Source organism: Aquitalea denitrificans (genome assembly GCF_009856625.1).
Classification (GTDB): Bacteria; Pseudomonadota; Gammaproteobacteria; order Burkholderiales; family Chromobacteriaceae; genus Aquitalea; species Aquitalea denitrificans.
On record NZ_CP047241.1, the window covers coordinates 1,521,011 to 1,541,484 of the forward strand.

The following is a 20,474-nucleotide window of genomic DNA, read 5'->3' on the forward strand; positions in this document are numbered from 1 at the left end:
ACGATCAGGAAGTTCGCCGGTACGGCCTGCGGGGGGAGCAGGGCCATGCCGACTGGTCAATCGTCGTGCCGTTTGCCTGGCAGGGGGTGCCGCCGGGCGGACGGACGCGACGAACTCAACGTACTTTCACACTTACCAGCTCGCCGCCGTCCTCGCCAATCACATGGGTGGAGCAGGCCAGGCAGGGGTCGAAGCTGTGCAGGGTGCGCAGGATTTCCAGCGGCTGATCCGGCACCGCCATCCTGGTACCCATCAGCGAGGCTTCGTATGCGCCGATCTGGCCCTTGGCGTCACGCGGACCGGCATTCCAGGTGGTGGGAACCACGCACTGGTAGCTGTCGATGCGGGTGTCGGCAATCTTCAGCCAGTGGCCCAGCGCGCCGCGCGGGGCTTCGGTAAAGCCCACGCCCTTGGCGGCTGCCGGCCAGCTGGCTGGGTCCCATTTCTCCACATTGGCAGTCGCGGTGTCGCCATTCTTGATATTGGTGATGAGGCGGTCGAAGAAGTAGCGCATTTTGTTGGCCGCCCAGGACGACTCCAGCGCACGTGCGGCGGTACGGCCCAGGGTGGAGAACAAGGCTTCCTTGGGTGCGCCCAGCGTGTGCAGCAGCTTGTCGATCGGCTCCTTGAACTCCGGCTTGTTCTGGTGGTAGCCAATCAGGTAGCGTGCCAGCGGGCCTACTTCCATGGCGTGGCCCTTCCAGCGCGGCGACTTGATCCAGGAATACTTGGCCGATTCGTCCAGCTGCTCGATACGGGTCTTGGTTCCCTTGTGATTGGCACCCAGTTCGAATTTGGGCGCGGTGATGCCGTCGAAGGGGTGCAGGCCCTTGCTGTCGTCGCCATAGCTGTACCAGCTGTGGGTGACGAACTCCTGGATTTCATCCGGGGCGTACAGGTCGATCGGGTGGATTTCGTTGAACTTGCCGTTGATGATGGCACCACGCGGCAGCAGCAGGCTGCTTTCGCTGTAGTCATTGGCATGGTCGGGGAAGTCGCCGTAGGACATCACGCTCTGGCTGGCCAGGCCGCCGCCGATGGACGCCCAGTCCTTGTAGAAGCCGGCAATGGCGATCACGTCCGGAATGTAAACCTGCTCGCAGAAGGTGATGGTGCGGTCGATGATGCTGGACACCAGATTCAGCCGCTCCATATTGATGGCACCCACCGCGCCCACGTCATCGATATTGATGGCGCAGGGCATGCCACCCACCAGCCAGTTGGGGTGAGGGTTCTTGCCACCGAAGATGGTGTGGATCTTGACGATGTCTTTCTGGAAATCCAGCGCTTCCAGATAGTGGGCCACGGCCATCAGGTTGGCTTCCGGCGGCAGTTTCATCGCCGGGTGGCCCCAGTAGCCATTGCGGAAGGGGCCCAGCTGGCCGGATTCGACAAAGCGCTTCAGCCGCGATTGCAGGTCACGGAAATAACCGGGGCTGGACAGCGGCCAGTCGGAAATGCTCTGTGCCAGCTCGCTGGTTTTTTTCGGGTCGGCCTTGAGCGCGGACACCACGTCCACCCAGTCCAGCGCATGCAGATGGTAAAAGTGCACCAGGTGGTCATGCACATACAGCGTGGCCTGCATCAGGTTGCGGATCAGGTTGGCATTGTCCGGAATCTTGATCTTCAGCGCGTCTTCCACCGCGCGCACCGAGGTCAGTGCGTGGGTGCCGGTACATACCCCGCAGATGCGCTCGACAAAGGCCCAGGCGTCACGCGGGTCGCGGCCCTTGAGAATCACTTCCAGGCCGCGCCACATGGTGCCGGTGGACACGGCATTGGTGATGATGTTGTTGCTGTCGATGTTCACTTCGCAGCGCAGATGGCCTTCGATACGGGTGACCGGGTCCACCACCACGCGGCGGCCGCTATTATCCAGGGTAAAACCTTGGGTCTGGTAGGACATCAGACTTTCTCCTCGTTCTTGTCTTTATTCTCGGCGGGTGCGGCGGCATCCAGCGGCTGCAGGTCCTGCTTTTTCAGCATGGTGCTCTTGATGGCGCTGACGGCGGCATGGGCGGCAATGGCCGCCCCGGCGGTACCGGCCACGGCAAAGCCGATCTTGTCGGCATTGGCTTCCACACCGAATTGCGGAATCGAGGTGACACGGTCGTAGAAGGAACCCTTGTCCCAGAAGCCTTCTTCCGAACAGCCGATACAACCGTGACCGGACTGGATGGGGAAGGACACGCCGTCGTTCCAGCGTACGGTGGAACAGGCGTTGTAAGTCGTGGGGCCTTTGCAGCCCATCTTGTACAGACAGTAGCCCTTGCGCGCGCCCTCGTCGTCCCAGTTCTCGACAAACTGACCGGCGTCAAAGTGCGGGCGGCGATAGCATTTATCATGGATGCGCTGGCCGTAGAACATCTTGGGCCGGCCCTGGCGGTCCAGTTCCGGAATCTTGTCGAAGGTCACCATATAGGTGATGACGGCAGCCATCACTTCCGGAATCGGCGGACAGCCCGGCACCTTGATCACCGGCTTGTCCAGAATCACCTGGTGTACCGGGGTGGCGCGGGTGGGGTTGGGCTTGGCGGCCTGCACACAGCCCCAGCTGGCACAGGAACCCCAGGCGATCAGCGCCTTGGCATCGGCCGATACGCGCTTGAGTTTTTCCACAAAGGGTTCGCCACCGGGGAAGCAGTACATGCCGTCTTCATTAAGTGGCGGGTTGCCTTCCACGGCCACGATGTAATTGCCTTTGTGGTTCTTGATCAGGTCGTCAAGAATGGCTTCGGCCTGATGACCGGCAGCGGCCATGATGGTGTCGTCGTAATCCAGCGAGATCAGCGACAGGATGGCGTCTTTGGCCAGCGGGTGTGCCGAGCGGATGAAGGACTCGGTACAACAGGTGCATTCCAGGCCGTGCAGCCAGATCACCGGCACACGCGGTTTGGTTTCCAGTGCGTAGGCAATGCGGGGGACAAAAGCCGAGCCCAGGCCCAGCGAGGTGGCGGTCAGGCTGCAGAACTTCAGAAAGCTGCGCCGTGTCACGCCCTGGCGACGCATGGCTTGATAGAAAGTCTCCATGTGTTTACGCTCCTCCATGCCATGCATATGGCATTATGTGTGTTTTCTTGTTGTGCCGGATCTGCGTTTTTAGTGATCTGTCCGGACAGGCTGGCTGTGTTGCAACCTGTTCCTGGTTTTCAATTTCCGTGCCAGGGTTATCGGCATGAAAAATATTGTTAAAACAGGGGTTTGCCATGCAGCCTGGAAAATGTGCTGTAAACTTTGTTTGCAGTTTTGCGGCAAAGTGGAAAATAAAACGCTGGCATGCGCCATGAATAAAATGCTGATGTCAGCTATAGGGTATTAAGTAGAAAATGTATAATGCTGCTGTAATGAACAGTAAATCGCTTACAGGTGTTCGATGATGTCTCCGCTGATGCAGCCCATAGAGCAAATTGCCTCGACTGATATTCTCAGTTGCACACCGGAGACCCTGGTTCACGAAGCGGCAGCCATGATGATGGAGAGCGGCTGCGGCTCCATCGTGGTGTTCTCCGCTCCCGGACAGGCCGTTGGTATCTGGACCGAAACCGATGCGCTGTCGATCGACCTGACCGACGAGGCTTCCCGCTGCCTGCCCATACGAGACGTTATGAGTACCCCGGTGGTGACCATGCCGCATCACATGAGCGTGCACGATGTGGTGGGGCGCTTTCGCAGTAATTGCATCCGTCACGCCCTGGTGGAAAAACAGGGTGAAGTTATCGGGCTGGTATCGTTGTCCGATGTCGTGCTGTGTCAGGGGACCGAGGCCTTTCTCGGCCTGAAACGGCTGGATGGCATTCAGGCCCGCCCCGCCGTGGTGCTGCAGTCCAGTGATAGCCTGGCGGCAGCACTGGGCAACATGCGTGAGCAGGAACTGACCGCTATTGGCGTGCAGTTTGCCGATGGCAGCTATGGCATTCTCACCCAGCGCGACGTCGTGGGGCTGGTGGCTTCTGGCCGTGGTCATGCCGAACTGGGCGAAATCTGTACCCGCCCGGTGATCGGGGTTTCGGTCAGCACCAGCCTGTTGCAGGCCCGGCGCGTGATCTTGCAGCACCAAATCCGCCATCTGGCAGTTTTTGATGCCGAAGAGCGGCTGGTGCATATTGTTGGCTTCCGGGAAATCATCCAGAGCATAGAGCACGAATTCCTGCTGGAACTGCACGGTGCGCTGCGCGAGCGCGATGAGGCGCTGATTCAGTCGCGCCAAAGCCTGCTGTTGGCGGACAAGGTGTTTGAAGCCACCATGGAAGGCATTGTCATTACGGATGGCAATGGCTTTATCCAGTCGGTCAACCCGGCATTCACCCGCATCACCGGTTACAGCCGCGAAGAGGCCATCGGCAAGACGCCGGCGCTGCTCAAATCCGGCAAACAGTCGCCCGAGTTCTACGAATACCTGTGGCGTTGCCTGCGCAATGATGGCTCCTGGCAAGGCGAGGTGGTGAACCGCCGCAAGAACGGCCTGCTGTACACCGAACACCTCAGCATTACCGCCATCCGGGACGAGCTTGGTGAGTGCCTGCATTACGTGGCGGTTTTTTCCGATATCACCCAGCGTAAGCAGGCCGAGGAACGGCTGCATTTTCTGGCCAACCATGATGCGCTCACCGGCCTGCCCAACCGCACCCTGTTCATCGAAAAACTGCAGTCGGCGGTGGAGCAAGCGCGCCAGTATGATCGCCGCTTTGCCTTGCTGTTTATCGATCTTGACCGCTTCAAGATGGTAAACGACACCCTGGGCCACCATGCCGGGGATGAGTTGCTGGTGCGTATTGCCAGCGAGCTGCAGCGCATTGCGCCCAGCCTGTCCACCGTGTCCAGGCTGTCCGGTGATGAATTCACCGTGCTGCTGGAAAACATCGTTACCGTACAACAGGTGGCCAGCCGGGCGCAGAGCATTCTGGATGCCATTTCCGCCGAATCCACCGTGGCCGGGCAGGGGGTGTTCATTTCTGCCAGCATTGGCATCAGCATGTTCCCGGAAGACGGTGCCATGGCCGATGCCCTGCTGGTGAATGCCGACACCGCCATGTACCGGGCCAAGGAGCGCGGCAAGAACAATTTCCAGTTCTACACGGCGGACATGAATGCCCGGGCGATAGAACGGCTGAAAATGGAATACAGCCTGCACCGCGCACTGGCGCAGGACGAGCTGGAGGTGTGGTATCAGCCCAAGGTGGAGCTGTCATCCGGCCGCATTATCGGTGCCGAGGCCTTGTTGCGCTGGCGGCACCCGGACATGGGGCTGATTTCACCCGCCCAGTTCATTCCGATTGCCGAAGAAAGTTCGCTGATTACCAGCATTGGCGAGTGGGTGCTGGATAGCAGCTGTGCCTCCATCCGCCGCTGGCGTGATGCCGGGCTGTTGCAAGGGCGCATTGCAGTGAATGTGTCTGGCAGGCAGCTGAAATATTCCAGCATTGTCGATACCGTAGCCAGTATGCTGGAACGCTATGACCTGCCCAGCAGCGCGCTGGAGCTGGAAATCACCGAAAGCGTGGCCATGGATGAAGACAGTGGCATGGTGGAAGTGCTGCACCGGCTGCAGGCGCTGGGCATCTATCTTTCCATTGACGATTTCGGCACTGGTTATTCTAGCCTGTCCTATCTCAAGCGCCTGCCGGTGCGCGGCCTGAAAATCGACCAGAGCTTCATCATGGACCTGCACCAGGACCGCGACGATGCCGCCATCACCCAGGCCATCATCTCGATTGCCCGCAGCCTGGGGCTGGACCTGGTGGCCGAAGGAGTGGAGCTGGACGAACAGCGTCAGTTTTTGGTGGAGCAAGGTTGCAATTGCGGCCAGGGCTATCTGTTCAGCAAGCCGGTTCCGGCCGATATCTTCGAGGGCCTGCTGCACGCACAGCAGCTTTGATGCACACGGCATGATTAACGTAGCGGCCAGACGGTCGCTACGTTATGCTGAGCGGATGCCCCGTCTATCTGCTGACCACGCCGCTACCAACACCCAGCACACTCCCTTGTTCTGGCGCGACCCTGCCTTGCCCTTCCTGGAAATCCGCACCGTGCAGGATGGGCGCCAGGTCTGTTACGCCCGCCATTCCCACGAGCATTTTTCCATTGGTGCCATCACCGGCGGTGTCAGCAGCTATCTGAGTCTGCAAGACCGCTATCAGGTGGCGCATGGCAGCGTGGTGTTGATGAACCCCGGTGAAGTGCATGCCTGCAACCCGATTGCCAATCAGGCCTGGTCCTACCACATGCTGTATGTGGATACCGCCTGGCTGGCGCAGCTGCAGCATGAGATTGGGCTGAGCGCCAATCAGGATTTTCACTGTTTTTCCCCGCGTTTGAGCGAGGATGCCGCGCTGTTCCGTGACCTGCAGCAACTGGTGGCCCGCTGCCTGAGCGCGGACTATGCCACGCTGGGCAAGCAGGAAGCGGCCACAAGCTTCTTCGCTCAGTTGCACACCCGGCTGCACACCGTGACGCCCGGCAGCACGGAGCAGCACCGGCGGCTGCAGCGGGTGGCTGAGTTCATTGACGATCAATACGCCTCAGACCTGAGGCTGGAGGACATCTGCGCCGCGTCCTCCTTATCCGCCTCCTATTTGATCCGCGCCTTCCGCCAGCGCTACCACATGACGCCGCATGAATATCTGCTGGATAGGCGCATCAGGCGCGGCAAGACACTGCTGCGTAGCGGCCAGTCCATCGCCCAGGTCGCGCAGACCCTGGGCTTTGCCGATCAGGCGCATTTCCAGCGCACCTTCAAGCGGCTGGTGGCCGCCACGCCCGGTCAGTACTGTCGCAGTGTTGGCTGAATCAATCCAGCAGCAGGTATAGCGCGCTGCCGGCCAGTAACAATGCCAGCAGCCGGTTAAACAAGCGCATGCGTGCCGGCTGGCGCAGATGCTGTTGCAGGCGTGCGCCGGCCCAGGCCCAGCAGGCAATCGACAGGTAGCAGATGACAAAATAGATGGCGGCAAAACGCCATACCAGCAGGGCATCGCCATGGCTGGCAAAAGCACCCATGCCGGCCAGTGAGGCCAGCCAGGCCTTGGGATTCAGCCATTGCATCAGCGCACCGTGCCGGAATGATGGCCGTTGTCTTGCGTCTCCCAGTTCGCCTTGGTCGCTGGCCAGCTTCCAGGCCAGGTACAGCAAAAAAGCGACGCCGGCGTACTGGATCAGCCGGGCGGCTGCTGGCAACCCGTTGAGCAGTTCGGCAAGGCCAAGTCCGGTCAGCAGAAACAGAATGGTAAAGCCGATGGTGGCACCACTGACATGACGCAGACTGGGCAGAAAACCATGACTGGCACCGCAGCCGAATGCCACGATATTCACCGGGCCAGGAGAAATGGAAGCGGCCAGCGCAAAGGCGGCCATGGAGAGCAAAACTTGCATGTCTATCCTCGATGGATGGGAAGAGTGTTCGAAGATAGGCTGCCCGGCCTGGGCGGTATTGAACAAAATCACCCATTTGTACGGTGGGCTTGTCCGTTGTCACCCTCCACGACCGGGATGGTGAGCGGGAAGGATGGCATTCTGCTAGGCCATGGGTAGCATGATGGCGCAGATGGCCAGTATCCAGCACAAGGCTGTTGTCATGAAGAAGCGGATTAACAAGCGCCGCATGCCTTGTTGTCTTTGCCCAAAGTCACGTCCTGCTGCAGCTTTGCCAAACAAGCCATTAATCGTGTCATCCAGGACTGTCAGTGACGGGGCATTTTCGAGTGCTGCCAGTAGCGCCGCATCCAATTGCAAGCGCCAGCAGAACCAGCTTTGCAATAGCATGGCGATGGCGGAAGCGGTCTGTAGCCGCCATTCGCCAGCCTGAAGACTGGCCAGCAGTAGCAGGCAGGGGCCGGGCCAGAGCAGCCAGCGGGTGCTGCGCAAGGCCGCGGCATGCAGGCGGAGGGTTGCTGTCTCAGGCAGCATGAGCGGCTCCTGGGGTGCAACAGGTCTGGATCCAGTGCCATTGCTGCGGTGACAGCACAATCTTGCGGCCCTGGGCCTGCAGGATTTGTTTGGCCTGCGCCAGATCGCTACAGCGTCCCGTCATCACCAGCCAGGCCATGATCACCGCCGCGCTGCGGCTCATGCCCAGTGCGCAATGGACCAGGATCGGGCCTGGGCGGGAATGCCGCAGGGTTTCCAGTTGTGCGACTGCATTGTGCATTCCGGCGCGATCTGGCAGGAGTAAATCCAGCAGCGGCAAATCCACATAGTGCGCTGCCGGGTGTGCCTGACGGCAGTATTCCGCCGCCAGGTCCAGCACGCTGTGAAAGCATGTTTCACGGGCAGCAATGGCCGGGCCTATCCAGACATCGTCTGCAATCAAACTGGCATGTGAATGTCCACGCAACAACCGGGCATGTATCTGCCGCATGAACAGCGTCAAGGGCAGAAACAGGCAGCGTGCGGGCAGCCTGTGCTGGCCCGCGACTTTTTGCCATACCCCGGCACCATGGCAGCCATAGCCGACTGCCAGCAGGATCAGGCTCAGTGCCGGCCAAAGCAGCAGCCAGTACCAGCCGCCAAGCCAACTGGCGGCCAGGGTCAGCGCCAGCCCGCCCACTGCATAAGGCCTGCTCAACTGGCGGCGGCGTGTCTGTTCGATATCAGCCACCCGGCTATAAGGCGGCAGTGGCATGGGGAGCAGATAACACACGACGATGCCCAGAGCGAAACCGGTGGGGATGTCGAGAAAGTGATGCTGCCAGGTGGTCAGTACCGATATGCCGATCAGCGTGAACCAGCCATGCAGCAGCCAGCGCCAACGCTGCGGCGTGTGTACTGCATAGCGTAGCCACAACACCGTCAGCAGGCTGATGTGCAGCGAAGGTGCCTGATTGAAGGGCTTATCAAAGCCAGCCAGCAGGGTGAATAACTGGCCCGCCCATCCGTTCAGCGGCGGGCGCTCAAAGCCAAAGCGCAGCGGAAACAGCGCAAACAGCAGGCAGGAGAGCACGGTGACGCTCAGCAGCCGCAGCGCATGTCGGCGCAACTCCTCCCGGCTGGTGCAAATGAACAGCGACAGGCCGTAGAGGAGGTCGATGCTCCAGTAGGGCAGGATGGTCCACGGCCACAACGGGATGCGCCGTTCCCAGTCCATGGCGATATTGCCCACTGCCGATGGCGGCAGACTGGCGGCGTAGTGATTGGCCGCCCCGTATAGCAAGAAGAAAGCCGGACCAAGCAGCGCCAGCCACTGCAGGGCTTCGGGCCATAGGCGACGGTTGGTGGGCGGGCTCATGCCGTGGCTTGTGCCTGCACGGTTTGCCTCTGGTGCGGCGTGGCGTGCAGGCGGCGCGCGATGGTCACGCTGAAAATGCCCCATTCGTCGATGCGCTGGCAGATTTTCTCGAAACCCGCCGCGGCAACCAGTTGATCCATCTCTTCTTGGGTGCGGCGTCGCATCACCCAGTCGCTGCCGCCGCGATGGCTGGTGAGCGTGCGGGCAATCATCTCCAGTTGGGGATGCCAGGGTTGATTGGTGTAGACGAGATAGCCGCCTGCCGGCACGGCGGCGGCTAGACCAGCCAGCGAGTCGCGAATGCCGGCGTTGCCGGGAAACAGTTCATACAGGCCGGAGACAATGGCCAGCGTGGGGCGTGGCTGTAGTGCGGCGAGATCGGCCCCGTCGAAGGCATCGCCCTGATCGAAGCGTGCTTTGCCTTGCAAGCCGCGTTGCGCGATCAGCTTGCGTCCGGCTGTGACGTTGATGTCGCTGTAGTCGCGCAGTTGCAGGTGTTCGACGCGGTCGGCGTCGCCGGAGAGTGCATCCAGCACGTAGCGGCCATGGCCGGCGGCGATGTCCACCAGCCGCACCGGCATGCCGGCTTGCTCCAATTGCGAGACGGCCAGCGAGATCAGCTCCTGCAGGTGCAGTTTGCGCTGGCGGATGCCGCGCCAGCCAATGCTGTCCAGATAGACGCGGTCGCCCAGCCGGCCTAGCGGCGTGATGCCGGAGGCTTGGTTGCGGTAAACGTAGTCCAGCGTGCTGCCGGAATCGAAACCGGTTTGCCAGCCTAGCCGGATGCCGTCGGACAGCCGGCCCAGCGTAGCCAGCGTCAGGCGGGTGAGGGCGAAGTTCCAGCGCTTGGGCGACAGGGCGGGCAGCGGCTGTTGCAGGTGATTGAATTCCTGGGCAGTGTAGCCGTGCTGGTCGGCTGCCAGCAGCGAGGGTCTGGCTACGCCGGCTTCCACGCGCTGGATGAAAGCGCGCATCTTGTCGAAGGCCAGTGCGCGGTCGCGCTCGCCCAGTGTGTCGTGATAGAAACCGGGCAGCTCGTGGCGCTCCTTGCACTGGCTGCCCAGATTCTGGAAAAAGGTTTCCTGCGGGGCCTTGTGTACGACGAAATCCGCGCCGGAGATCAGCAACTGCGTCGGCACGGTAATGGCACCGGCGTCGGCGATGATGCGCTCGGCGGTGTCGTAAAGGGCCAGCAGGATGTTGGCCGAGATGGGCCGGGTGATCAGCGGGTCGCTGTTGTAGGAGGCGATGCGCTCTGCATCGTGGGTCAGGAACTTGGCCTTCACATAGGAATTGACGAAGAAATTGCCGCGCAGCTTGTGCATCAGGCGCAGGCTGGGGCGAGCGAAAGGCACGTACAGCTTTACCTTGAAGGCCGGCGAAGCCAGGATCAGCGCGCGCAGGCGCGGCGCGTAATCATGCACCCAGCTTGCCGCCAGTACCGCGCCCACGCTTTGCGCAATGACGATCAACTGGTCAATCCGCACGCCGTGCTCCGCTTGCAGATGACGGACAAACTCTTCCAGATCACGAATCGTGGTACCGATGCTGGGACTGAAGCCGCGCGGTCCGTCGTTGCGGCCGTGGCCGCGTGCATCCCAGGCGAATACCGGTGTATCTGCTAGGTCAAGTTCGTCCACCACATGCTGTAAGCGACCGGAGTGCTCGTGGCCGCGATGCAATAGCAGGATGGCGCGCTGTGCCGGCGTGGTGATGGCTGGCCAGTGGCGGTAGAACAGCGCTTGTCCATCGAAACTGGTGAAGCGGGATTCCAGGGCTTGTCGCATGGCAGAGACCTTTCAGTTTTCTTGTCAGTGGCTGTCCGGGCCAGGTTCGGCGGGCAGGGTTTTTTGTTTTAACTGCAAAAAAGTGTCACGAATGTGTGCGCGGAAGCTGTCTTTGTTCTCTTGCCAGCACAGGGAGCGTCCTATGGCGACATCGACAAAGAAGGGGACCGGCAGCCACTGACCACGGCCCATCGCCCGGCCCAGGCCGTGCAGGTACACCGGCGCGACCGGGATGTCGGGGAAATCACGTAGCAGGTACCAGATGCCGGATTTGATTTCAGACAGCGCTTCTGGCTCACCACGCGTGCCTTCGGGAAACAGCACCAGAATCTCGCCCGCTTCCAGTGCCTGCCGGCAGCCGGCCAGTGGGTCACGGCCAGCGCCCACGCCGCCGCGCACCACCGGGATGATGCCCACCACATTGGTGGCGAACCAGGCCATCCAGCGGTTTTTCAGAAAGTAATCCGCGGCGGCGGCGGGGCGCACGCGCGGGATCAGCCCCAAGGGAAACAGGCTGTAGAGCGCCAGAATGTCCAGGTGGCTGTTGTGGTTGGCAATGACGATGGCAGGGCCGGCGGTGGGCAGCCGTTCCTGATGCCGTACTGTCATCCCTAGCCACAGGCGCACCACCGGGCGTGCCAGCAGCATGACAAAGAGAATACGCAGCAGCTTGTTCATAAGGCGCTTAGAAGTACAGGTAGTGTACGTAGTGGAAAAACAGCGGTGCGGTATAAGTGAGCGAGTCCAGGCGGTCCAGAATGCCGCCGTGGCCCGGCAGTAGACGACCGGAATCCTTGACGCCGATGTCACGCTTCACCGCTGAAATCACGATGTCACCGATAAAACCCATGGAACCGATCAGCAAACCTGCCAGTGCGGCATGCTGCGGACTGAACGGTGTGAGCAGGGGGCCGAGCAGCCAGCCGAGCAGGCCGGTGGTCAGTACGCCGCCAAGCAGCCCTGCCAGGGTCTTGTTGGGTGATACCTTGGGGGCAATCTTGCGTTTGCCAAAGGACTTGCCCCACAGGTACTGCGCCACATCGTTCAACTGGGTCAGTGCCACCAGGTAAAACAGCATCATCGCCCCCTGCGCCGGTACGCCGATGCCGGTCAGTTGCGGCAGGGTCAGCACCGCCGCCATATGGCTCAGACAGAACACGCTGATCATCAGGCCCCATTGCAGCGAGGCCGCCGCTTTAAGAAAGCCCTGCGTCTCGCCAATCAGCACCATGCGCATGGGCACAAACAGGAAGATGTAAACCGGGATGAAAATGATGAACATGCCGTACCAGTGAATACCCAGCCAGTAGTACTGCAGCGGAATGCTCAGATAGGCCCAGAACAGCACCACGTGGTCTGCGGTGCGCGTGGCGCACAGCGTCAGGTATTCCTTGAGCGCCAGGAAGCTGATCAGCGCAAATACCACCAGCGCCAGCGGGACGCTGCCCAGCAGGGTGAGCGAGAAGCAGCCGACAATCCACCACCAGGTCTTGATCCGCAGTTTCAGTTCCAGCCAGTTTTTTTCCGGCTTGCGCGCTTCCAGCAGGCGGATGGCAACGCTGGCCAGCACCAGCAGGACAAAGACACCGCCCAGCGCCCACAGGAGCGGTGGCGGCAACAGCAACTTAAACATGGCGGCTTTCTTTCAGAATGGCGCGGGCGCGGTTGAATACAGTCAGCAACATCAGGAGTGCGGTGAGGCCGAACAGCCAGTCAGCGTAAGCGGCGGTGGTGGGCATCAAGCCCACCAGCAGTGCGAAGGCGCCATACCAGAAGGCGCGGTCGCTCTTGCCCATCGGCCCGTCGTAACGGCGTGTCGCGCCAAGCGCGGGCCCGAGCACGCCGATGAATTCGGTCAGCAGCGCCAGCAGTACGGCCAGCACCACCAGCGCGGGATGCGTGCTCAGTACGGCAAAGGGGAGATAAAGTGCGGCGTCGGATACTACATCGCCCACTTCGTTAAGAATGCCGCCAAGACGTGATTGCTGGCCAAATTCACGCGCCAGCATGCCGTCGATGGCGTTCAGTGCCATGCGTAGGAACAGAAACAAGGGCAGCAGCAGCCAGGCCAGTGGCCGGGAGGAATCCAGCCATAGCCAGAGGCCGTAAGCGATGGAGCCCAGCATGGCGGTCAGTGTGACCTGATTGGCAGTGACGCCGCTACGGACCAGGGATTTCAACAGCGGACGCAGCAAGTTTTGAAAGCGGGATTTGAGATCGTAAATACTTGGCATGGAAGGTTGGCCGAAGCAGCAAGCTGCCCGGCGCGCAGCAAAATGAAGAAATGATGACAAACAGATTTTGACAGTCGCAGCCAGCAGGGGCAAATGGTCGCGGTATTTTGCGGTTTTTACTTAGGCCCGACGGCGTGAGGCGGCAAGGCAAGGGCAGGGAATGTATTGGCACACCGGGCCAGCTTGCCCGGTGAGATCGCCACTGGTGTTATTGCACGGACGCGGGGCAGGAAGCGGGAGTGGGTTGCCTGCGTGCTGGCGGGCATGGTGCCAAATCATCCGGCGCGCAGACAAAGAAAAAGGGATGCCGCAGCATCCCTTGTTGTGCCTGAATGGCAGCCGTGATTACTGTTGAATCTTAGCCTGGGCTTTCAGGTCGCCGACATATTTCTCGATGCGGCCACCCATGATGCGCTGGGTCAGTTGCGGACGGGCATCATCCAGCGACGGTACATTGCGCTCGGTGCGGACATCGTCCAGCTTGATCACGTGCCAGCCAAACTGGGTTTTTACCGGCTTGGCGGTAACCTGGCCCTTGTTCAGCTTGGCCATGGCGTCGGAGAACTCAGGTACGAAAGTACCAGCTTCCTGCCAGCCCAGATCGCCACCGTTGCCCTTGCTGCCCGGGTCCTTGGACTTTTCCTTGGCCAGCAAGTCAAAGGCCTTGCCCTTGCGCAGTGCTTCGATCACGGCCTTGGCTTCGGCTTCGCTGCCAACCAGAATGTGGCGGGCGTGGTATTGCTTGGTTTCCGGTACGGAGGCCACCAGCTTGTCGTATTCAGCCTTCAGCTGATCGTCGGTTACCGGATTGGTTTTCTGGAAATCCTTGATCACACGGTTGGCCAGCGCCATGGCTTCCATGTTCTGCAGTTCGGCCTTGAAATCGGCAGTCTTGTCGATGCCTTTCTTGATGGCTTCCTGACGCAGGACTTCGGCAGTGATCAGTTGATCCTTGACCATGTCCTTGGTCTTGTCATCGGCAGGCTGACCCTGTGCGGCCATCATCTGTACCACGGCGTCAATACGGGCCGGGGAAATTTCAGTGCCATTCACGGACGGGCCTGCAGCAAAAACGGCGGCGGTGCTCAGAGCGGCCAGCAGGGCGCTTGCCAGCAAAGTCTTGCGCATGATGTTGGTTCCTGTTGTTACTGTGGTGTGGAGTTACTGGATTTTCGCCTTGCTGCGCAGATCGTCCACTGCCTTGGCAATGGCTTCTTCCTGCAGCTGGCGCTCGATTTGCGGTTTCACTTCAGCCAGCGGTGGCAGTTTGGCATCGCGGATATCTTCTACCTTGAACACGATCCAGCCCACGCGGGTCTGCATTGGCTTGCTGCTGTACTGCCCTTTTTTCAGATCTTTCAGCAGCTCGGCCAGTTGTGGTTCCATGCGTGCCAGGTTGCCCCAGCCCATGTCGCCACCATTTTGCTTGGCGACCGGGTCCAGCGAGCGCGCCTTGGCCAGGTCTTCAAACTTGGCACCCTTTTTCAGGCTGTCGATGATCTTGAGAGCATCAGCTTCGCTGCCAACGGTAATCTGGCGGGCGTGCACGTCTTTGGTGCCGGCAAATTTGCTTTGGGTCTGGCTGTAACGCTCTTGCAGCTGGGCATCGCTGATCGGCATGTTTTTCAGCAGATCGGCAAACAGCGCTTCGCGCAGCATGTCCTGACGCACTTCTTCCATGCGTTTGACGAAGGCCGGCTGCTGATCCAGCTTGCGGCTCTGGGCTTCCTGCAGGATGACTTCACGGTTGATCAGGGTGTCCTTGACCTGCTGGCGCAGCGCCGGGGAGTCCTGCACATTGCCGTTGCCGTTTTGCACGACGATGGCAACTGCATTGTCCAGATCGGTCTTGTCAATGGACTTGCCATTGACCATGGCAATGGATTCGGCCATGGCCGGGATGCTGATGGAGGCAGCCAGCAGCAGGGCGGCAATATTGGTCTTTTTCATTGGCGATTCTTCCTCGGGTCAAAGTTCTTCGGGTGTCAGTGCGCGGATGGCCAGCGCATGCACCCTGGTTTTCATCAGATCGCCCAACGTGGCATACACCAGACGGTGGCGCGCCACGCTGTTCAGGCCGGCAAAGCGGCTGGAGACAATCAGGACATCGAAATGGCCGCCACCAGAACGCGCACCGGCATGGCCGGCATGTGCGTCACTGTCATCATGGATTTCCAGATGCTCCGGTGCCAGTGCCTGCAGGGCAGCCTGCAGCAGGGCGACGGTATCGCTCATGCCGGGAATACCTTGCGGAAGGGCTTCACCTCCACCGCTGCGTAAACGCCGGCGGCTACATAGGGGTCGGCATCTGCCCAGTTGCGGGCTTCTTCCAGGCTGGCAAATTCGGCCACGATAAGGCTGCCGGTAAAACCGGCACTACCCGGATCCACGCTGTCGATGGCCGGGCAGGGGCCGGCCAGCAGCAGACGGCCCTGCTCCTGCAGGGCAGAAAGGCGGGCCAGATGTTCCGGACGGGCGGCAAGACGTTTGTCCAGGGAGCCGGGGTGGTCCTGGCCACTGATGATATACAGCATTATTTCTTTTCCTCGATGTACTTGGACAGGAACAGGCTCTGTGCCACCACGAACACCAGCATCAGGCCCAGACTGCCAAACAGTTTGAAGCTCAGCCAGATTTCGCGACTGAAATTGAAGGCCACATACAGGTTGAGTGCCCCCATGCAGGCAAAGAACAGCGCCCAGGCATAGGCCAGCTTGCGCCAGATGAGGAGTGGCAGCTGGATTTGCTCTCCCATCAGCAGTTTCAGGCCGTTTTTGCCCATCAGGTCGCTGACCAGCAGCGCAATGGCCATCAACCAGTACAGCACAGTGAATTTCCAGATGATGAACAGGTCATTGTGCGAAATCACGGTAGCCGCACCCAGTACCACGCTGAGGACCAGGTTGATCCATTGCATGGCGTCCACCTTGCGGTGCTTGAACCAGGTCCAGGCAAACAGCAGGGCAGTAGCCGCCACCAGAACCTTGGTGGCCAGGAACATGTCGTGGGTGATCAGGTAACTGCCGAAAAACAGGGCTACCGGAAGGAAGTCGGATAAGAATTTCATGCGGCTGATTATGGGGGCAGCCTGCCTGTTATACAAGACAGGACAAGGCTGCTGTCATGACGTAAGTGTTAACGATTGCTTTGCTTGACCACGCTGAGCGCGGTGGCAACCAGGGAACTGACATCGGCTACATTGGCCGGCAGGATGACGGTATTGTTCTGCTTGGCTAACTGGGCAAAGGCAGCGACGTATTGCTCGGCCACTTTCAGGTTGACTGCCTCGATACCGCCATCCACTTTTACTGCCTCGGCCACACGGCGCACGGCATCGGCGGTGGCATCAGCCACCAGGCGCAGCGCCTCGGCTTCGCCCTGGGCCTTGTTGATGGCAGCCTGTTTGTTACCTTCCGAGTTGTTGATGGTGGCCTGCATTTCGCCCTGCGATTTCTGGATGGCCGCTTCACGCGCACCGTTGGCCAGATTGATCTGTTCCATCTTCACCCCTTCGGACTGGGCGATGCGGGCACGCTTTTCGCGCTCGGCGGTAATCTGCGCCTGCATGGAGTGCAGGATGTCCTGTGGTGGCACCAGGTCCTTGATTTCATAGCGCAGCACCTTCACGCCCCAGTTGATGGCGGCTTCATCCAGCGAGGCCACCACGATCTGGTTGATTTCATCACGCTCTTCGAAGGTCTTGTCCAGCTCCATCTTGCCGATGACCGAGCGCAGGGTGGTTTGCGACAGCTGGGTGATGGCCAGCAGGTAGTCGCTGGTGCCATAGGAAGCACGCTGCGGGTCGGTTACCTGGAAGTACAGAATGCCGTCCACCTTCAGCTGGGTGTTGTCGCGGGTGATGCAGATCTGGCTGGGTACATCCAGCGGTATTTCCTTCAGGCTGTGCTTGTAGGCGAGGCGGTCGACAAAGGGAATCAGGATGTTCAGGCCCGGCGTCAGCGTGGCGTGATAGCGGCCCAAGCGCTCGACAATGTAGGCATGCTGCTGCGGAACCACCTTGACCGCCTTGATGATGAACACCATCACGGCAATGAACAGGACGATGACGAATTCCATGGTTATCTTGTTTCCGTATGGGTGGAAGAAAGTAGTAGCACGTTTCCGTCGCGGCCAGTGATATGGGCTGTTTCCCCGACATGCCAGGGACCGTGGCCGGCAAGACGGGCCTGCCACTCGGTACCGCGATAGTGGACACGGGCCATGCCCTCGTCCTGCAAGGCGATGATGCGCACCGGCTGGCCGATGTCCGGATCGTTATCATTGCGGGCGGTGTCACCGTTGCCGGCGGCCCGGCGGCTACGCCAGCGGGCAACACCGGTTACTCCGGCAATGCCGCTCAGGCTGGCCAGCCACCAGCTGGTGGCTTCGTCTGCCCCCAGCAAGCTGGCAACACCACCTACTGCCAGTGCCAATGCCAGCATCAGCAGGTAAAAAGTGCCGGTCATGAATTCAGTCACCAGCGCCAGCAAGGCAGCGATCAACCACATGGTATGAGTCAAGGTTAAACAGCTTTCATGACGAAAGATTAGGCATTCTCATGCCGAAACCGACCGCTGACAACTGCTTTTAGCAGTGATCCCGGTCGGGAAGTGTAGTCAGCAGTACAGCAGCTTGCGCTGGATCAAGCCAGAACTTGTCCAGTGCCAGCCACAGCGCTTCTACCAGCAATGTCAGGGAAATCAGCAACAGGGTCATGATGTAGTCTCCTGGCCAGAAATCAGGATCACGGCGTACGCCGGCAGCAAAGCGCGTTACCATGCAGGCAATACTGTTAACTAAGACTTCAGGGCAGGTATAAATGTTTCAATTGGCAGCCCCTGTTGCTGCAGAAATCGACATCAAAAAGAGCCGTTTTCTAGCCTACGTCTACCCCGTTGAGCGGCGCGAACAGGCCATGCAGCACCTGGCCGATCTGCGCGCCCGCTACCCGGACGCCCGCCATTACTGCGCGGTGCTGCTAGCTAGCGGCGACTCCATGCTGGACGACGATGGCGAGCCCTCTGGTACAGCCGCCCGCCCCATGTATAACGTGCTGATGCACAAGGAATTACACAATGTGCTGGCGGTGGTGGTGCGCTATTTTGGCGGGATAAAACTGGGTGCTGGCGGGCTGGTGCGGGCCTACACCCAGGCGCTGAACGAGGCACTGCTGCTGGCGCAGTTGGTGCCGGTGGTTGTGATGACGCAGTGCCGCGCCCGTATTGCCTTTGCCGACGAGTCACGTTTTCGTCGACACTGTGATGCTTTGCAGATTGCGGTGAGTGAAGCCAGTTATGCCGAGCAGGTGGAGTTGACCTTGAGTCTGCCTGCCGTAGAGTGCAAGGCCTTGCAAATGCGCTTGCATGATCTGCTGGCCGGTGAGGTATATTTCATGACGCATGAGAATTAAGCCTGCCGTCCTGGTGCAGGATGTGGCGGATAATCGCAGGATCTGGCGGAACGGAATCTTGTTTACGGGGAGAAATGAATGTCGCAGCAGCAATACCGTCTGGTGACGCGTAGTGATTTTGATGGCCTGGTGTGTGCTGTCCTGTTGAACGAGCTTGGCATGGTAAACGACATCAAGTTCGTTCACCCCAAGGACATGCAGGACGGTAAGATCGAAATTACCGAGCGTGATATCACCACCAACCTGCCGTATGTGCCGGGTGCCTACCTGGCGTTCGACCACCATCTGTCTGAAACCCTGCGCAACGGCCAGCACGCCAACCACATCATCGATCCGGCCGCACCATCTGCTGCCCGCGTGGTATATGACCACTTTGGTGGCAAACAGGCTTTTCCCCGCATCAGCGACGAGATGATGGAGGCGGTCGACAAGGCCGACTCCGCCCAGTTCAGCCGCGATGAAATCCTCAACCCCAGTGGCTGGGTGCTGCTCAATTACCTGATGGATGCCCGTACCGGGCTGGGGCGATTCCGCAATTTCACCGTCAGCAATTACCAGTTGATGATGGACCTGATCGGCTATTGCCGGGATCACAGCATCGAAGAAATCCTGGCCTTGCCCGATGTGAAAGAGCGGGTGGACCTGTACATGCAGTATCAGGACCAGGCACGCGAGCAGATCGAACGCTGTGCCAAGGTGCATGGCAATCTGGTATTACTCAACCTGCTGCTGGAAGAAACCATCTATCCGGCAAACCGCTTCCTGGTGTATGCGATGTACCCGGAGTGCAATATTTCCATCCACATGATGTGGGGCCTGAACAAGCAGAACATCGTGTTTGCCACCGGCAAGTCCATTATCGATCGCGGCTGCCGCACCAATGTGGGGGCGCTGATGCTGCAATACGGTGGTGGTGGCCACGAGGCGGCTGGTACTTGCCAGGTAAGCGTCGATCAGTACGAAGACATTCGCGACGAGCTGATTTCGCGCATACGGGCGCAGGCGTGATGGTGACGCCATGAAAAAGGCCGCCAGACTGGCGGCCTTTTTTACTGCCTGCCCGCTGGCAATGCCGGTGTTACAGCGTCTTGAGTAGTAGCAGTGCCTGGTGCAGATCGTCACATACCGCCAGCGCCTCTGTGGTCTGATGGGCTTGTGGTTTCACCATGTCGGGAACCAGGATCACCCGCATGCCGGCGGCCAGCCCGGCATGCATGCCGGTCAGCGAATCCTCCAGCACGATGCAATCTGCAGGCTGGATGTCTAGCCGGGCTGCGGCGGCCAGGTAGACGTCCGGTGCCGGCTTGGTATTGGCCACTTCATCCCCGGCCACCGTGTGCTGGAAGTAACGTCCAAGGCCGGTACGATTGAGTTTCAGGTCACACATCTGGCGCTGGGTGGAAGTAGCCACGGCGCGTGGCAGCTCCCGGCTTTCTACCCAGTCCAGCACTTCGATAATGCCGTCCTTGAGCTTCAGCTCGCCATGGGTCAGCAGTTCGCGATAATGACGACGGCAATGCTGGCTGAGTGTTTCCGCCAGGGTGCGGTCCTGAAAGTGCTGGGCCACATAGTCCAGGCTTTTGGTGACCGACAGGCCCACCATGCCCAGGATCACCGCTTCGGGAATCTCCACGCCCACCTCGGCTGCGGCGCGCAGCCAGGATTGGCCGCTGATGCTCTCGGTGTCTATCATCAGCCCATCCATGTCGAACAGGATGGCTTGCATGCTTGGTTTCATTGGTTTGCTTTCCTCCGGCGTGTCAGCCTAATGCGGCAGGCGGCTGCCTGCAAGGGTAATGACTCTGGTATAGTGGTCCGATCAC

General features: G+C 59.9%; 22 protein-coding genes. 4 read left to right on the plus strand and 18 right to left on the minus strand.

Annotation, left to right across the window (positions count from 1 at the left end; translation table 11 throughout):
• Positions 1 to 115: 115 nt before the first annotated feature.
• Both GSR16_RS06955 and GSR16_RS06960 read right to left on the minus strand, forming a co-directional pair.
• On the minus strand, positions 116 to 1,906 hold the full coding sequence (locus GSR16_RS06955) for a nickel-dependent hydrogenase large subunit (RefSeq protein WP_159875840.1): 1,791 nt from the start codon (positions 1,904 to 1,906) through the stop codon (positions 116 to 118).
• A complete protein-coding gene (locus GSR16_RS06960; RefSeq protein WP_159875842.1) occupies positions 1,906 to 3,030 on the minus strand; it encodes a hydrogenase small subunit in 1,125 nt (374 codons plus the stop codon). Before GSR16_RS06960 ends, GSR16_RS06955 begins: the two co-directional genes overlap by 1 nt.
• Before the next feature lie 343 nt (positions 3,031 to 3,373).
• On the opposite strand from GSR16_RS06960, the gene GSR16_RS06965 reads away from it, so the two are divergent.
• Together GSR16_RS06965 and GSR16_RS06970 are read left to right on the plus strand one after the other, a co-directional pair.
• Positions 3,374 to 5,875 (plus strand): EAL domain-containing protein, encoded by a 2,502-nt coding sequence (locus tag GSR16_RS06965; protein ID WP_240902620.1) that lies wholly within the window; start codon positions 3,374 to 3,376, stop codon positions 5,873 to 5,875.
• Positions 5,876 to 5,930: 55 nt separating this feature from the next.
• Positions 5,931 to 6,785 carry a helix-turn-helix transcriptional regulator gene (locus GSR16_RS06970; protein ID WP_159875844.1) on the plus strand — a complete coding sequence of 285 codons (855 nt, stop codon included), beginning with the start codon at positions 5,931 to 5,933 and terminating at the stop codon, positions 6,783 to 6,785.
• Position 6,786: 1 nt separating this feature from the next.
• Here GSR16_RS06970 and GSR16_RS06975 read toward each other — a convergent pair whose 3' ends face one another.
• The 15 genes from GSR16_RS06975 to GSR16_RS21305 form a co-directional block, all read right to left on the minus strand.
• Positions 6,787 to 7,368, minus strand: a complete 582-nt coding sequence (locus GSR16_RS06975; RefSeq protein WP_159875846.1) for a LysE family translocator — start codon at positions 7,366 to 7,368, stop codon at positions 6,787 to 6,789.
• A gap of 144 nt (positions 7,369 to 7,512) precedes the next feature.
• Positions 7,513 to 7,902: a hypothetical protein gene (locus GSR16_RS06980; RefSeq protein WP_159875848.1), complete on the minus strand. Its 390-nt coding sequence runs from the start codon at positions 7,900 to 7,902 to the stop codon at positions 7,513 to 7,515.
• Complete coding sequence (locus GSR16_RS06985) at positions 7,892 to 9,220, minus strand: phosphatase PAP2/dual specificity phosphatase family protein (RefSeq protein ID WP_159875850.1); 1,329 nt, start codon at positions 9,218 to 9,220, stop codon at positions 7,892 to 7,894. Before GSR16_RS06985 ends, GSR16_RS06980 begins: the two co-directional genes overlap by 11 nt.
• Positions 9,217 to 11,007 (minus strand): bifunctional alpha/beta hydrolase/class I SAM-dependent methyltransferase, encoded by a 1,791-nt coding sequence (locus GSR16_RS06990; protein ID WP_159875852.1) that lies wholly within the window; start codon positions 11,005 to 11,007, stop codon positions 9,217 to 9,219. Before GSR16_RS06990 ends, GSR16_RS06985 begins: the two co-directional genes overlap by 4 nt.
• A gap of 24 nt (positions 11,008 to 11,031) precedes the next feature.
• Positions 11,032 to 11,685, minus strand: a complete 654-nt coding sequence (locus tag GSR16_RS06995) for a lysophospholipid acyltransferase family protein (protein WP_159875853.1) — start codon at positions 11,683 to 11,685, stop codon at positions 11,032 to 11,034.
• A 7-nt stretch (positions 11,686 to 11,692) separates the two neighbouring features.
• Positions 11,693 to 12,640 carry a phosphatidate cytidylyltransferase gene (locus tag GSR16_RS07000; RefSeq protein ID WP_159875855.1) on the minus strand — a complete coding sequence of 316 codons (948 nt, stop codon included), beginning with the start codon at positions 12,638 to 12,640 and terminating at the stop codon, positions 11,693 to 11,695.
• Entirely contained in the window at positions 12,633 to 13,241 is a 609-nt protein-coding gene (locus tag GSR16_RS07005) for a CDP-alcohol phosphatidyltransferase family protein (protein WP_159875858.1), read from the minus strand. The genes GSR16_RS07000 and GSR16_RS07005 overlap by 8 nt, the downstream gene beginning before the upstream one ends.
• Positions 13,242 to 13,586: 345 nt before the next feature.
• Positions 13,587 to 14,369 (minus strand): peptidylprolyl isomerase, encoded by a 783-nt coding sequence (locus GSR16_RS07010; protein WP_159875860.1) that lies wholly within the window; start codon positions 14,367 to 14,369, stop codon positions 13,587 to 13,589.
• Between the two features lie 33 nt (positions 14,370 to 14,402).
• A complete protein-coding gene (locus tag GSR16_RS07015) occupies positions 14,403 to 15,191 on the minus strand; it encodes a peptidylprolyl isomerase (protein ID WP_159875862.1) in 789 nt (262 codons plus the stop codon).
• An 18-nt stretch (positions 15,192 to 15,209) separates the two neighbouring features.
• Positions 15,210 to 15,476, minus strand: coding sequence for a BolA family protein (locus GSR16_RS07020; RefSeq protein ID WP_159875864.1), 267 nt, complete (start codon positions 15,474 to 15,476; stop codon positions 15,210 to 15,212).
• A complete protein-coding gene (locus GSR16_RS07025; protein ID WP_159875866.1) occupies positions 15,473 to 15,775 on the minus strand; it encodes a YciI family protein in 303 nt (100 codons plus the stop codon). Before GSR16_RS07025 ends, GSR16_RS07020 begins: the two co-directional genes overlap by 4 nt.
• Complete coding sequence (locus tag GSR16_RS07030; protein ID WP_159875868.1) at positions 15,775 to 16,308, minus strand: septation protein A; 534 nt, start codon at positions 16,306 to 16,308, stop codon at positions 15,775 to 15,777. Before GSR16_RS07030 ends, GSR16_RS07025 begins: the two co-directional genes overlap by 1 nt.
• 68 nt (positions 16,309 to 16,376) lie before the next feature.
• On the minus strand, positions 16,377 to 17,318 hold the full coding sequence (locus GSR16_RS07035) for an SPFH domain-containing protein (protein ID WP_159875870.1): 942 nt from the start codon (positions 17,316 to 17,318) through the stop codon (positions 16,377 to 16,379).
• Between the two features lie 2 nt (positions 17,319 to 17,320).
• Positions 17,321 to 17,749: an NfeD family protein gene (locus tag GSR16_RS07040; RefSeq protein WP_159875872.1), complete on the minus strand. Its 429-nt coding sequence runs from the start codon at positions 17,747 to 17,749 to the stop codon at positions 17,321 to 17,323.
• Between the two features lie 79 nt (positions 17,750 to 17,828).
• Positions 17,829 to 17,957, minus strand: a complete 129-nt coding sequence (locus tag GSR16_RS21305) for a hypothetical protein (protein ID WP_276608568.1) — start codon at positions 17,955 to 17,957, stop codon at positions 17,829 to 17,831.
• Positions 17,958 to 18,060: 103 nt separating this feature from the next.
• On the opposite strand from GSR16_RS21305, the gene GSR16_RS07045 reads away from it, so the two are divergent.
• Together GSR16_RS07045 and GSR16_RS07050 are read left to right on the plus strand one after the other, a co-directional pair.
• Entirely contained in the window at positions 18,061 to 18,651 is a 591-nt protein-coding gene (locus GSR16_RS07045) for an IMPACT family protein (protein WP_159875874.1), read from the plus strand.
• A gap of 78 nt (positions 18,652 to 18,729) precedes the next feature.
• Positions 18,730 to 19,659, plus strand: a complete 930-nt coding sequence (locus tag GSR16_RS07050; RefSeq protein WP_159875876.1) for an exopolyphosphatase — start codon at positions 18,730 to 18,732, stop codon at positions 19,657 to 19,659.
• A 70-nt stretch (positions 19,660 to 19,729) separates the two neighbouring features.
• Here GSR16_RS07050 and GSR16_RS07055 read toward each other — a convergent pair whose 3' ends face one another.
• Positions 19,730 to 20,389, minus strand: coding sequence for an HAD family hydrolase (locus GSR16_RS07055; protein ID WP_159875878.1), 660 nt, complete (start codon positions 20,387 to 20,389; stop codon positions 19,730 to 19,732).
• Positions 20,390 to 20,474: the final 85 nt, after the last annotated feature.